Source organism: Amycolatopsis sp. MEPSY49 (assembly GCF_051337345.1).
In the GTDB taxonomy this organism is placed as follows: Bacteria; Actinomycetota; Actinomycetes; order Mycobacteriales; family Pseudonocardiaceae; genus Amycolatopsis.
The window spans coordinates 139,525-152,416 of sequence record NZ_JBDLYJ010000010.1 but is presented as its reverse complement, the minus strand read 5'-3'; the positions used below and the strand labels follow the sequence as shown (position 1 = coordinate 152,416).

General features: G+C 69.3%; 13 protein-coding genes. 7 read left to right on the top strand and 6 right to left on the bottom strand.

Translation table 11 applies throughout. From position 1 onward, the window contains the following. Positions 1–197: 197 nt before the first annotated feature. Complete coding sequence (locus tag ABFJ78_RS36080) at positions 198–1,220, bottom strand: PP2C family protein-serine/threonine phosphatase (RefSeq protein WP_436391760.1); 1,023 nt, start codon at positions 1,218–1,220, stop codon at positions 198–200. 85 nt (positions 1,221–1,305) lie between these two features. Here ABFJ78_RS36080 and ABFJ78_RS36075 point away from each other — a divergent pair, with 85 nt between their 5' ends. The 3 genes from ABFJ78_RS36075 to ABFJ78_RS36065 all read left to right on the top strand — a co-directional run bounded on the left by ABFJ78_RS36075 (position 1,306) and on the right by ABFJ78_RS36065 (position 2,949). Next, a complete protein-coding gene (locus ABFJ78_RS36075; protein WP_436391758.1) occupies positions 1,306–1,764 on the top strand; it encodes a MarR family transcriptional regulator in 459 nt (152 codons plus the stop codon). Between the two features lie 158 nt (positions 1,765–1,922). Beyond that, on the top strand, positions 1,923–2,384 hold the full coding sequence (locus ABFJ78_RS36070; RefSeq protein ID WP_436391756.1) for a MarR family transcriptional regulator: 462 nt from the start codon (positions 1,923–1,925) through the stop codon (positions 2,382–2,384). Between the two features lie 172 nt (positions 2,385–2,556). Continuing rightward, positions 2,557–2,949, top strand: coding sequence for an STAS domain-containing protein (locus ABFJ78_RS36065; protein ID WP_436391754.1), 393 nt, complete (start codon positions 2,557–2,559; stop codon positions 2,947–2,949). On the opposite strand, the gene ABFJ78_RS36060 is transcribed toward ABFJ78_RS36065, so the two are convergent. The 4 genes from ABFJ78_RS36060 to ABFJ78_RS36045 all read right to left on the bottom strand — a co-directional run bounded on the left by ABFJ78_RS36060 (position 2,946) and on the right by ABFJ78_RS36045 (position 6,465). After that, positions 2,946–3,533 carry a PP2C family protein-serine/threonine phosphatase gene (locus tag ABFJ78_RS36060; RefSeq protein WP_436391752.1) on the bottom strand — a complete coding sequence of 196 codons (588 nt, stop codon included), beginning with the start codon at positions 3,531–3,533 and terminating at the stop codon, positions 2,946–2,948. The genes ABFJ78_RS36065 and ABFJ78_RS36060 overlap by 4 nt on opposite strands. 148 nt (positions 3,534–3,681) lie before the next feature. Continuing rightward, positions 3,682–4,683: a hypothetical protein gene (locus ABFJ78_RS36055; protein WP_436391750.1), complete on the bottom strand. Its 1,002-nt coding sequence runs from the start codon at positions 4,681–4,683 to the stop codon at positions 3,682–3,684. Further along, complete coding sequence (locus ABFJ78_RS36050) at positions 4,680–4,886, bottom strand: helix-turn-helix transcriptional regulator (RefSeq protein WP_436391748.1); 207 nt, start codon at positions 4,884–4,886, stop codon at positions 4,680–4,682. The genes ABFJ78_RS36055 and ABFJ78_RS36050 overlap by 4 nt, the downstream gene beginning before the upstream one ends. Before the next feature lie 382 nt (positions 4,887–5,268). Continuing rightward, on the bottom strand, positions 5,269–6,465 hold the full coding sequence (locus ABFJ78_RS36045; protein WP_436391746.1) for a hypothetical protein: 1,197 nt from the start codon (positions 6,463–6,465) through the stop codon (positions 5,269–5,271). Positions 6,466–6,557: 92 nt separating this feature from the next. Between ABFJ78_RS36045 and ABFJ78_RS36040 the strand changes: the two genes are divergently transcribed. Further along, positions 6,558–6,725: a hypothetical protein gene (locus ABFJ78_RS36040; RefSeq protein WP_436391744.1), complete on the top strand. Its 168-nt coding sequence runs from the start codon at positions 6,558–6,560 to the stop codon at positions 6,723–6,725. A 168-nt stretch (positions 6,726–6,893) separates the two neighbouring features. Here the strand turns inward: ABFJ78_RS36040 and ABFJ78_RS36035 are convergent, their stop codons facing one another. After that, a complete protein-coding gene (locus ABFJ78_RS36035; RefSeq protein WP_436391742.1) occupies positions 6,894–7,214 on the bottom strand; it encodes a DNA cytosine methyltransferase in 321 nt (106 codons plus the stop codon). A gap of 466 nt (positions 7,215–7,680) precedes the next feature. On the opposite strand from ABFJ78_RS36035, the gene ABFJ78_RS36030 reads away from it, so the two are divergent. From ABFJ78_RS36030 to ABFJ78_RS36020, 3 genes are all read left to right on the top strand, one after another. Continuing rightward, positions 7,681–8,010 (top strand): trypco2 family protein, encoded by a 330-nt coding sequence (locus ABFJ78_RS36030; RefSeq protein ID WP_436391740.1) that lies wholly within the window; start codon positions 7,681–7,683, stop codon positions 8,008–8,010. Between the two features lie 15 nt (positions 8,011–8,025). Next, complete coding sequence (locus ABFJ78_RS36025; protein WP_436391738.1) at positions 8,026–11,844, top strand: tetratricopeptide repeat protein; 3,819 nt, start codon at positions 8,026–8,028, stop codon at positions 11,842–11,844. A 582-nt stretch (positions 11,845–12,426) separates the two neighbouring features. Continuing rightward, positions 12,427–12,759 carry an ATP-binding protein gene (locus ABFJ78_RS36020; protein ID WP_436391736.1) on the top strand — a complete coding sequence of 111 codons (333 nt, stop codon included), beginning with the start codon at positions 12,427–12,429 and terminating at the stop codon, positions 12,757–12,759. Positions 12,760–12,892: the final 133 nt, after the last annotated feature.

Here is a 12,892-nt window from a genome sequence, read left to right as displayed (position 1 = left end):
TCACCGAAAGTCGCCCGCGGCCGCGAACGAGTACCGGGGCTCACCCGCCCGAGGCAATGTCCTTTCGCGACAGCGCGGGCCGCGGCAATCGGTGAGCGGCCGAGCGGAAAGGGGCGCGACGGTTCCGGCCGGAGCGCTCGACGACGACGCCGACCGCTCGCCGCGTCCTGTCCGCGGTTCGGTAACGAGCCGCTCGGTCAGCGGAGGGCACGTTCGAGAGTCTCGACGACCTGTGCCGGTTCGGGGGCCGTCGCCAGTTCGCGCGCCAGTTCGGCCGCGCGCCGGGTGAGCTCGCCGGTGAGCGCGGCGCGGATCGCCGCCGTCGGGTCGGTGCCGTCGACGACGGCCGCGACGCCGCGTGCCGCGCAGGCGCGGGTCATCCGGAGCTGGCTGGGAGCGCCGCGGGGTGAGCCGGTGTCGACGACTTCCAGCGCGCCGGTCCGCAAGTCCAGCCGCAGCAGCAGGGCCGTGACGTATTCGCGCCCGTCGTAGTGGCCGTGCAGGGCCTGGTCGGTGAGTTCGGCCTGCGCGGTCAACGGGACGCCGGCGCGGCGAGCGTTGCGCAGGGCGTTGACCGCGAGGTGGGTCACCATGGCCGCGTCGACGCCGTGTCCCATCCCGTTGACCAGTGTGACGGTCAGCGACCTGGCCGTCGCGGACCAGTCGAAGCTGTCGCCGTGGACGGCGTAGGCGGGCTCGAGCTGCCCGCCCAGGGCGAAGCCGGGCCGGGTGCAGGAGCGGCCCGGCAGCAGCTGCCACTGCATTTCCGCGGCCAAGGTGAGCCGGCTGGTCCGCTGGGCCTGCAGGTAGAGGTCGGTGTCGCGGCCGGCGACCAGCAGCTCGTGGGCGAGTGCTTCGGCGATCCGGGACAGCTCCAGCAGCACCGTCGAGTCCGGAACCGCCGCGAACGTGACCGCCAGGACGCCCAGGCGGTCACCGCGCACCGACACCGGCACGTGCGCGATCACCGTGCGCGCGCCCGTTTCCAAGCCCAGCCGCTGGTCGGTGAACGCGGTGCCCGCCACGGTGCCGCGCAGCGGCATCGGCTCCCGGCTGCAGGGCAGGTCCGCCACCGGCTGCAGTTCGGTCATGCCGTAGTCGGCGAGCAGCAGCTCCACGGCGAGGGCATCGCAACCCGCGGTCAGGACCGCGCGCAGCACCGCGAGCAACTCGTGCGGCGCGGCCTCCCGCAGCAGCCGGTCGACCGCCGTCGTCTTCACGGCGTTGTGTCCTCCTCCGAGCCCGGATGCCCGGGGCTCTCTCGTGGCGCTGCCGGACGTGAGGTCAGGTGCGAAAATCGGGACCGTGGACCGGTCGGGACGTTGGCAGGCTGACGGCGTCGCGACCGAACCTGCCGACCTGACCGATTCGTTCGAGTTCCTGTGGGACTACGCCCGGCAGGTCTCCCACGAGCCGTTCCCGGCCTCGCAGTTCCGGGCCCTGGTGGTGCTTGATCACCACGAAGGCATCAACCTCAGCGCGCTGGCGGACCTGCTCGGGACGACGCCGCCGCTGGCCAGCCGCCTGTGCGATCGCCTCCAGGCCGTCGGGTTCGTCGAACGCACGCTCAGCAAGCACAGCCGCCGCGAGCTGTCCTTGCGCCTGAGCGAACGCGGACGAGCTCACCTGAACCGGGTGCGTGCGCGCCGGCGGGAGCACATCGCGGGCTCTCGCCGCGCTGAGTCCCGAAAACGTGCGGCCCTGTTCGCCGGGCTGACCGCGTTTCGCGTCGCCGCCCGCCGTGAACGAGGGATACATTCCTGACCACGCGGGTACCGTACGACAACTGTTGCCTTGCGACAACTGTTGGCGGGGATCGTCGTGCCGTGTCCGGCCTTTCGCGCCGACGGTCGGTCCGATGCCGCGGCCACACGCGGTAGGCTGCGGCGACGGCTCGACCGAGGGATGCCACCGTGAACGCCGTGAACAGAACCCGCAGGACGCGTGCCGCCGACCAGGTGGCCGCGGCTGTGGCCGACACCGCCGAGCTGCTCGAGATCCTCTTCGAGCGCGCTCGTGACGCGTCCCCGAGGCCGCTGTCGGTGTCCCAGGTGCGCGCGGTCGTCGCGCTCGACCGCTACGAAGGCTTGAACCTGCGGACCCTGGCGGAACTGCTCGGCTCCACCCCGCCCCTGGCCAGCCGGTTGTGCGATCGGCTCGAGGCCGTCGGCTTCGTCGAACGCCTGCCGCATTCCCGCAACCGCCGCGAACTGGTCCTGCGCCTGTCCGACAGCGGCCGCGCCTACCTGCAGGATCTGCGCGCTCGTCGCCGGGAAAGCCTGCACGGCGTCCTGGCCGCGTTGAGCCCCGAGGAACGCGACGCTCTCGCCCGGGGACTGCGCGCGTTCCAGGCCTCGGCCAATCGTGATCTCGCCGAGGGATGACAACCGCGCGGCGGAGCAGTAAGGTAACTGTTGTCATACGACAACTGACGTAGTGGTCTCCGCCCCGTCGGGGTCGTTTTCCGGTCACGGTTCAGCCGCCAGCCCTGGCCTCGCAGCACGCACGCCATCGTCGTTTCCGTTCGACCGAACCCGTTTCCCCGGAGCGCAGCTCATGGAATCTGCATCCCCGCCGATGCTGGCCATCACCGTCCGGTCCATCGGCGACGTCGCGGTGGTCGACGTGGAGGGCGACGTCGACCACGTCGTGCGCGCGATGCTGCGTGAGGCCATGGCCGCGGCTCTCGCCCGGGCGCCCCGGGTACTGGTGGCCGACCTGACCCGGGTGCGGTTCTTCGGCTCGGTCGGCCTGTCCGCACTGGCCTGGCTGCACCAGGCCGCGACGTTCGCGGGGATCGAGGTGAGGCTGGTGGCGACCCAGCGCAGTGTGCTGATGCCGCTGGCGATCACCCGGGTCGACGACCTGTTCGCCGTCCATTCCACAGTGGAGGACGCCGTAGGCCCGCCACCGGTGTCCGGAAACCGTCACCGGGAATTCGGCGATTAGCGCTCGCGACGGTCGGGGCGGCTCGGGGCAGGCGAGGACGTCCGGCGGATGGCGAGCACGACCGTGTCGTCGGCGTGCACGACGACGTCGTGCATCCGGGCCACCAGGGCGGCGGGCAGGGCGGCGATCGGGTGCCGGGCGTGCGCGGCGGCGTGGACCAGCAGCCGGGCCAGTCCTTCCTCGAGGTTGCGGCGGCTCTCGATGAGACCGTCGGTGTAGAGCACCAGGGTGTCGCCCGGGACGAGTTCGTGGTGGACGAGCACCGGGATGCCGGGGGCGGGGAACCCGATGCCGCGGCCGACGACCGGGGCCCGCAGCACCCGCGTGTCGCCGGTCGCGGTGACCAGCACCGGCGGCGGGTGGCTCCCGTTGGCCAGCGTCAGCTTCCCGCTCGCCGGGTCGATCCGGGCCGGCAGCACGGTGGCCATCAGGTCCGGTTCGATCGCGGCGAGGGTCTCGGCGGCGCGGGCGACGAGGTCGCCGAACGGGTGGCCTTCCAGCGCGAGGGTCCGGATGGCGTGGGTGACGGTGAGGGCGTGGCGGGTCGAGGTGACGCCGTGGCCGACCGCGTCGACCAGGCTCACGTGCACCTGGCCGTCGGGCAGGACGAACCAGTCGTAGAGATCGCCGCCGGTCGGGGAGCCGGGTCGGTCGGCGAATACTGCACCCCCGGTTCCAGGCCCGGCGTGGCCGGCGGGGGCGGGCGGAGCGCGTCTTCCAGCTCGCGGAAGATCACCGCGTGCGCGCGTCGTCGCGCGGCTTCCCACTGTTCGTCCACCTGCCGCCTGCGTGCGGCTCGGCCTTGTCGAGACGGAACGTGCCCCAGCCGTACACGTACTCGCCGTCATGATCAGGTAAGGACACGACGTTCCGCTTGTTCAGCGACACCGCCTCTTCCGGTCGTAGGCCGGCGTAGTACATCGCGCCGAAGAACGCCTCAAGCCGTGGTCCGCTGCGCGGCAGCGCACCGACGCCGGACAGCAGCGCCCGCGCCTGCGTCGGGTTCGGCATCGCCCGCTTGTCGACCTTCCTCTTGCATTTCGGCATCGCCGTCCACTTGACCGACGTCAGCGGGTTCGCGTCGATCAGCTTCTTCTCGACCGCGTAGTCCAGTGCGTTGAACAAGACTCCTCGGGTCTTCCGTGCCACGCTCGGGGCGAACTTCTTCCCGTCCAACCGCCTGGTGACCGCACGCTGGAGCGCTCGCAGAACGTCCGGGTCGACGGCGGCCCGCACGGGCATTGTGTTGCGCTCCAACCACTTCAGTACCTTCCGGACGTCGTCTGGCACTTCCCGGTTGGTGCGGTACTCGGTGTTGTAACCCCACTGCCGCAGAGCCGAACGGATCACCTTCGCGTCCGGCCCGTTCTTGTCCCGCTTCACGAACACCGGCATCACGCGGATCAACGCCTCGGCCATCGTCTGGCGCGCCGTCGCCGCGGCGTCGGGCCACTTCATGTCCATGTAGGCCACCGTGAGCGCGTACCAGCTCATGTCCCCCGACGGCAGGGTCAGCGACGGCGGGAGCCCGGAGACGACGTCGAATGCCTCCCCCGCGCGCTGAGCGGTCAACAGCGACGAACGGAAGCCGTCCGCTTGCGTGTAGAGCTTGAACGACTCCTTGAAGTCCTTCTTGTCCACCCGCCAGATCACGCGGTAGCTCGTGGGCTTGCCGACCGCGTTGACGCGGGTCTCGATCGCCCACACCCGGACGTTGTACGAAGAGCTGATCACGCTGCCTCCTCTCGGGTTTCGAGCCAGGCGTCAAGGTCGCCGCGGCGGACCCGAACGCCACCGTTCGGCAGCTTGATCCACCGCGGGCCGCGGTTTTTCGCGCGCCATTCGTAGAAAGTGGACTCCGCCACGGACAGCTCCTCGCAGACTTCGGTGATTTTGAGAAGCTGTCGTGAGCCGGTGAGGGTGCGCTGCTGCGCCATGACTACACCTCCAAGACGCCCGGCGTGCGGGCATGGTGAAGCACTGCCGGGCACAGGCCGGGCGGCGCATTTTGGTTACGTTGCGTGTCTGCCGGGTTGGGCAGGCTGGCAGAGAGGGCGGCGGCTGAGGTACGGGAGGCCGGAACCAAACACCGCAACACCGCAAACACCGCAAAGTTGCCCGTGACCTGCGGATCTTCTTGCGGTGTTTGAGGGTGAGGGCCTGATGGCCAAATACCGCAAACACCGCAAGTTGCGGTATTTGCGGTATTTGGAGTCTCCCGGTTCGAGGCCAAACACCGCAGACACCGCACAGCTGTTTTCCCTGCTCAGAGCCACTTTCGAAAGCCGTTTGCGGTGTTTGCGGTGTTTGATTCGGGGGTCAGCTCGAATCGGTGCCGCGCTCGACCGTGTAGAGCTTCATCTTGGTGTGCGGGTCGACTTCGCTGCGTAACACCAGGTCGCCGCGCCGGTCTTTTTGCCCTGCCAGCCTCTTTCCCAGCGACTTCGGGGTCAGGGGTTTGCCCGCGGCGGTGGTCGGGAACGTCCCCTTCCACCGATCCGGTGCGCCGTACTCCGGCTCGGCATCCGAGCGCAGCTGCTGCGCGGTCACAGGCTCACCGCCGTAAAGCTCCCGCCAGGTGGCCAGGAACGCGTACCACTCCGCGTGGTCCTCATCCAGACCCCGGCCGGCGTCGGCGTTGCCGAGGAAGTCGCCGACGCCGTGGTGAGCCAGGAACCCACCGAGGTACTGGGCCCACCGGGTGAACTGCCGCATCTGCGGGACGTCGCTGGCGGTCGGCGCGCCGTTGGCCGTCCAGTCCAGCACCAGCGTCAGCACGTGACGCAGCACGGTGGCCCGGTTGACCGGGTCGAGGATCCAGGAGTCGAGATTCGGAATCGTGAACCCGATGCGGGCTTCCGGCCGCGGGCAGTTCGGATCGAGCCGCACCCATACCGTGCGCGAGGCCATATCCCCGCCGGTACGCAGGTTGTTGCCGGTGGCCAGCCACAACCGGTCGTTGGTGAAATTGCTCGACACGTTGGTGCCCAGCCGCCGATCCGACCACGTCCGTTCGGTGACCAGCCGCGCCAGCACCGCGGAGTTGACCATCTCCCCTTCGGTGAGGTTGTCGAACACCGCCACCCCGACCGAATCCGACAACACCGTGGTGATCGACTTGCGCAGTTCCTCATCCGAGTCAGTCCAGGTGAGCACCCGCTGCCCGACCAAGAGCCCGACGCGCCCGGCGAGGATCGTCTTGCCGGAGCCGGGCATGGACGCCTCGATCATCCCGAACGGGGACAGCGCGTTGGTGAACGGCCGGATCAACGGCGTCACCAACAGGGCAAGGTAGTTCGCCCGGTCGGCGGCCGAGCGCCACGGGAAATCGTGCAGGAACCGTTCCAGCAGGAATTCCCGCGCGGCCTCGACCTGCGCCGCGCTTGGCCGGTCCGGGATCGGGTCGAGGTGGCCGTTGGCGGTCAGGTAGAACCCGGTGGCCGGGTCGTAGGCGGGCGTTTGCAGCAGCGTCCCGTCCGGGCGCAGCACCGGGGTGGAGATGATCCGGCGCAGCACCGGCAGGCCGGGCCAGGAACGCCCCCGCCAGCACCGCGCTCAACACGCTGGCCGGCGGGGAGACTTCCACGTCGTAGGTGTCTCCTTTCTCGTTGACCTTGCTCTGGATCACGTCGGTGTGGGTGGCCAGGAGATTGGCCAGCAGCGCGGGTTTCAGCACCGACGCGGCCACCGGCAGCGCGACGTCGTCGTCTCCGGCGGTGGGGTCGGCCGCGCCGGAAACCTGTTCGACGACCACGGGCGCGCCTTCGGAGACGTAGGTGTCGGGGATGATGCGGCTGTCCACCGCGGCGGTCAGGACTCGGATGGTTTCCGGCGCGGCCCCGGTCCGCAGCCGTGGCCGGCCACCAGGCCCGACCGACCACAGGCGTTGCGAATTCGTGCTGGCCATGGCGTTCCCTCCGTCGTGCGGGTAGTGCATGCCGCGCTTACGCGGCGGGTTCCAGCGGTTCGCCGGTGATGGCCTCGATCACGGTCGAGCCGAGGACTTCGGCCATGCCGGGCGGGACGGCGTTGCCCCAGCCGCGGACGCATTTGCGCTTGGACTTCGCGACCTTCGGCGGCACCTTGTAGTCGCGCGGAAATCCCATGCCAGCGGCGATCTCGTGCGGTTCGAGCATCCGGAACGTGCACGACTCGACCGGCGGCGTACCGCCCACCAGCGCGTAGCGGTCGCGGGTGGTCAGCGTGCCGATCGGGGCGTCGGTGCGCTGGGTACCGCCGTTGTCCGCGCAGGTGCCTAACGGCATCGCCTACCAGAACGCGGCGATTCTGCCGCTGTCCGGCGCGGCGACCGACTACGGACCGGGCGGACGTAGCTCACTAGCTCCAGGCCGGGGGATAACCTCCGGTTGTTCATGGTGCGAAGACCCCCGATTCAGCCGTCGTCCACGTCACACTGACACCCTGCCCGCCCGAAGGGTGACCCCCAAATCCTCGCGCGACGGCGTGCTCAAAATGTTACTCAGAGTAGTTGTGTGAGCGGCTGCTTCCGGTCGATGTTGCGCGCGCGAGGGTCTCAAGGAGGGGCTCAACCGCTACCGTTCGCGTAGTTCGCTGACGCACTAGCATGGCTCTGACCTGCGGATATTCATGTCGTGGCCCGCCGCGTACGGACAACCCAAGACCTGAGAAGCGGAGGGTAGGTGCCATCTCCAGTTGCCTATAGTCGGCGCGGCGTGTTGCAAGTCGTGGTGCCGGTGCGACTGTGGGGGCATGGAGATTGAGTTGGCGGATGCGGTGGCCTCGGTGCGAGACGAGCTGATGACGGCTGCAGCGCGGGGGGCCGGCAGCGATGTCGAGTTCGTGGTGGGGCCGATCGAGTTGGAGTTCGCGGTGGAGATGCGCCGGGACGTTAAGGCGAAGGCCGGTTTCAAGGCGTGGCTGGTCTCCGCCGACATCGAGGCCGGTGTGGCGCGGGGCCGGACGCACAAGGTGAAACTGACACTCACTCCGAAGAAGCCGGGCGGCGGAGATCTGCTGGTTGCGGGGGATCAGGCCCGGCCGGTGGGGCCGGGTGAAGTGTCTGGGCACGTCGAACGCTGACGGGAGACTGTGGGGGTGTGGGAGCGGGTCACTGCGGTCACCGGTCCCGGCGGGCCGGGGTCGGGCTACGAGGTCGCACCGAGGTTGGTGCTGACCTCCGCACATGTGGTGGTCGAGGTCGGGGCTTCGGTGTCGGTGTTTCATCCGGGCCGGACCGGGGTGTTCACCGGGACGGTCATCTGGTGCGGCTCTCCGGGCGGGGCGGATGACGCGGCATTAGTGGCGGTCGATGACGCCGCCTGGGAACCAGTTCCTGGCCACGTCAAGTGGGGCCGCTCGGTCACCCACCGCCCGCGCCTGGACTGCGAGAGCTGGGGCGTGCCGAACCTCGTGCAGCGCCCGAACCGCCCGATCGACGTAGTGCAGGCAACAGGCAGCCTCAACCCCGGCGACCGGATCGTCGGCAACCGCTACCTGGCCCGCCTGGACGGGTTCCCGCCGCAAGGCGACGCGCCGTGGGGCGGCATGTCCGGGGCCGCCCTGCTGAGCGACGACCTGGTCATCGGGGTAATCGCGACCGAACCTGCCGACCGTGGGCACGCAGTGCTGGAAGCGGTGCCGCTCTCGCTGTTGCTGCACGACCCGGCCTTCGCCGCGGCCCTCGCCACACACGGCGGATCCAGCACGGTCAGATGCGAAGCAGTGGAGCTGCGCCAGCTGGCCGACGCGCAGGCCAAGATGCCGAGCGGGCAGGTGGTGACCTCGCCAGCGGGGTTGCTGCCCGCGCGGCGCGCGGTCGTTCCCTTCCACGGCCGCACCGACCTGCTCGCTGAGCTCACTGCATGGGCGAGCAAGCCGGGTCTGGGGGTGTGGCTGCTGCATGGCCGGGGCGGCCAGGGTAAAACCCGCGTGGCGCACCACTTCGGCGAGCAGCTCGCTCCGGCAGGCTGGGCGACGCTGTGGCTGGACCCGCGGGCATCTGCGGCCGAGTTGGCCGTGCTGGCGGAGGTTCGGGTGCCGCTGCTGGTGGTGCTGGACTACGCCGAGGGCCGGACCACTCAACTCGCCGACGTCGCCAACCTGCTCGCTCAGCGAGGTGATTCGGTTCCGGTGAAGCTGCTGTTGCTCGCCCGGACCGCGGGTGGCTGGTGGACCCACACCCTCCCCAAAGCGGGTGATGCGGTGCGGGACCTGGCCGAGACTGCCCAGGTCGAGGCGCTGCCCGTGCTCGACGACACAAGCCAGGACCGGCAGGACAGCTACCGGGCGGCGGTGAATGCCTTCGCCGCCGCGCTCACCCGGGTTCCGGGCCTCGAGGACGAGCCTTGGGCCGCTGCGGCGGCCCGCTTGGCTGAATCCACCGCGCGGGAAGTTGACGAGCCGACGGTCCTGGCCGTCCAGATGACCGCCTTGGCCGATTTGCTCGACAGTACCGCTCCGACGGCACCAGCTGCTGGCCGCTCCGGGCGACAAGGTCCCGAGGACCGGTTGCTCCAACACGAAAGCAAGTGCTGGGAAGCCAGTGCTGAGGATCTGGGGCTCAGCTTGGCGGCGCAGAAGGACGCGGTCGCTGCCACCGCTTTGCTCGGCCCCACGACGGCCCAAGAGCTGGAGTCGGTCGTGGAGCGTGTTCCAGCGGTGGCCGACCTGTCTCGCGACCGCCGAGACGCCGTCCGTGCTTGGTTGCTGCATCTCTATCCAGGCACGGAACCCCACACCTTTGCCGGGCTGGCACCGGACCGGCTTGCTGAACGTTTGATCGGCCGACTGCTGGTGGACAGCACGCACACGAGCGTCATTGAGGTCATCGCTGCTGAGGTTGATGAAGCGGATGCGGAACGCCTGCTGACGGTGGCAACCCGGGCTGCGGCACACGCCGTCGTGCAGCCTCAGGCTGCCGAGGTGTTGACTTCGCTGTGCCTGCGCCATTTCGGCTTGCTGGTTCCGGCGGTCCGGGTGGCTCCGCGCATCGAACATCCAGCTCCGCTGCTGCGCGCGATCAAGGAGGCGGCCACCTCCAACGCGATCAGCACCGCCACGCTCTTGAGGCTGGCAAACGCTCTACCTCAGCACACGCACGTTCTGGCTGAAACAGCTGCCGACATCACCAGAACGATCGTCTGCCGACGGCGACAAGCCCTCGCAGACGATCCCGCCCTGAGTGTGGCGAACCTCGCCATGAGCCTCAACAACCTCGCCGTGCGGCTCGACGCCCTGGGCCTGCACGAGGACGGCTTGGCCGCGATCAACGAAGCCGTCGCCGCCTACCGCCAACTGGCCGAACAACGCCCCGACGCCTACCTACCCGACCTCGCCATGAGCCTCAACAACCTCGCCGTGCGGCTCGACGCCCTGGGCCTGCACGAGGACGGCTTGGCCGCGATCAACGAAGCCGTCGCCGCCTACCGCCAACTGGCCGAACAACGCCCCGACGCCTACCTACCCGACCTCGCCATGAGCCTCAACAACCTCGCCGTGCAGCTCGGCACCCTCGGCCGGCACGAGGACGCCTTGGCCGCGATCATGGAAGCCGTCGACATCCGACGCCGACTGGCCGAACAACGCCCCGACGCCTACCTGCCCAACCTCGCCACGAGTCTCAACAACCTCGCCGTGCAGCTCAGCGACCTCGGCCGGCACGAGGACGGCTTGGCCGCGATCAACGAAGCCGTCGCCGCCTACCGCCAACTGGCCGAACAACGCCCCGACGCCTACCTGCCCGACCTCGCCATGAGCCTCAACAACCTCGCCAATCGGCTTGGTGCCCTGGGCCTGCACGAGGACGGCTTGGCCGCGATCAACGAAGCCGTCGCCGCCTACCGCCAACTGGCCGAACAACGCCCCGACGCCTACCTGCCCGACCTCGCCGCGAGCCTCAACAATCTCGCCGTGCAGCTCGGCGCCCACGGCCGGCACGAGGACGCCTTGGCCGCGATTATGGAATCCGTCGACATCCGACGCCGACTGGCCGAACAACGCCCCGACGCCTACCTGCCCGACCTCGCCGCGAGCCTCAACAACCTCGCCGTGCAGCTCGACGCCCACGACCGGCACGAAGACGCCTTGGCCGCGATCAACGAAGCCGTCGCCGCCTACCGCCAACTGGCCGAACAACGCCCCGACGCCTACCTACCCGACCTCGCCGCGAGCCTCAACAATCTCGCCGTGCAGCTCGCCGCCCCCGGTCGGCAGGACGACGCCTTGGCCGCGATCATGGAATCCGTCGACATCCGACGCCGACTGGCCGAACAACGCCCCGACGCCTACCTCCCCAACCTCGCCGCGAGCCTCAACAAACTCGCCGAGCAGCTCGGCGCCCACGGACGGCAGGAAGACGCCTTGGCCGCGATCATGGAATCCGTCGACATCCGACGCCGACTGGCCGAACAACGCCCCGACGCCTACCTGCCCAACCTCGCCGCGAGCCTCAACAATCTCGCCGTGCAGCTCGGCGCCCACGGTCGGCAGGAAGACGCCTTGGCCGCGATCATGGAATCCGTCGACATCCGACGCCGACTGGCCGAACAACGCCCCGACGCCTACCTGCCCAACCTCGCCGCGAGCCTCAACAATCTCGCCGTGCAGCTCGGCGCCCACGGTCGGCAGGAAGACGCCTTGGCCGCGATCATGGAATCCGTCGACATCCGACGCCGACTGGCCGAACAACGCCCCGACGCCTACCTACCCGACCTCGCCGCGAGCCTCAACAACCTCGCCAATCGGCTCGACGCCCACGACCGGCACGAAGACGCCTTGGCCGCGATCAACGAAGCCATTGACATTCGGCGACGGCTCGCTCGGCAACGGCCAGCCATACACAGCAACTCTTTGGAACAGTCGCTACGCATACTTGAACGGCTGCAAGGGCGCCGCGAACAGCCAAACGAATCGTGACTTAACGTCACAAGTAACTCCATTACGTCACAGAGTGAGGGCGCGTAGCCACGCCAACTCCCAATGGGTTCCCAAACGTACCTACAAGCGGGCCTCGAACTCTGCATCTACGCAGGTCAGCGAGTGAGTGCCACCGTGACGGCGCGTCGCCCTCCGGAGGCAGGTGTCGCAGGTTCGAATCCTGCCGAGGGCACGTCTTTTTACTTCGGCAACCGGCCCCTACCAGCGAGAACGCGGTAGGGGCCGATTTGCGTCCCGCTGGGCCAACCCCGCCGGCGGTGGTTCTGTCCACACAGGACCGCGTTACCCAACACGGGCACGGTCACGGGTGAGAAACGAAAGCCCTGGACGAAGCTCGCGACCATGGGGGGCGCGGGCGGCCGAGGGAAAGGAGTAGATCGTGTATCGACATACTCCAGAACCGAGCACGGAAAGGAGCGACACCACCTGCACCGAGGCGGCCGAACCGGCCGTCACGGCTGGTGCGGGCGCGCCGATCGATCCGTCGGTGCGGTCGAGCTTGGAAGAACTCGTGCCCGCGTCACTCGACGAGGCGACCGTGCTGCGCCGGAAGCTCGCGGGTTGGGTGGCGGAACTGCCGGTGATCCCGGCACCCGCTACGACATCGTGCTGGCCGCGTACGAGGCGCTGGCCAACGTCGCGGCGCACGCGTACCCCGATCGGGATGGCTGGGCACGGCTGTATGCCCAGTGGGCAGGTGACACCGTGGCCGACACCGGCCGGGGCATCCCCGCGCGGCCGAACCGCGCGCCTGCGCCGCGGACGTCGGGCGGCCGCGGACTGATCCTGATCGACGGGGTCACCGACCGGATGACGATCGACACCGGCGAGCACGGCACGCAGGTGACGATGATCTGGCGGCCGGCCGCCTTGCGGCGGAACACCGCGTCCTGACCGCCGGGATGGCGGCCCCTAAGGCGACGTGCCGGCGACCGTCACCGACGCGTTGTTTCCGGGCCCCGGCAGCGGGGTCGGCCCGAACCAGTCCAGGCACACCACCATCGCGTCGTCGTCGGCGGGCCCGCCG

Coding starts and splice junctions, on each gene's coding strand:
- ABFJ78_RS36050 (WP_436391748.1), bottom strand. CDS start 4,886: ATGGCGCAGCAGCGCACCCTCACCGGCTCACGACAGCTTCTCAAAATC.
- ABFJ78_RS36030 (WP_436391740.1), top strand. CDS start 7,681: ATGGAGATTGAGTTGGCGGATGCGGTGGCCTCGGTGCGAGACGAGCTG.
- ABFJ78_RS36035 (WP_436391742.1), bottom strand. CDS start 7,214: ATGCCGTTAGGCACCTGCGCGGACAACGGCGGTACCCAGCGCACCGAC.
- ABFJ78_RS36065 (WP_436391754.1), top strand. CDS start 2,557: ATGGAATCTGCATCCCCGCCGATGCTGGCCATCACCGTCCGGTCCATC.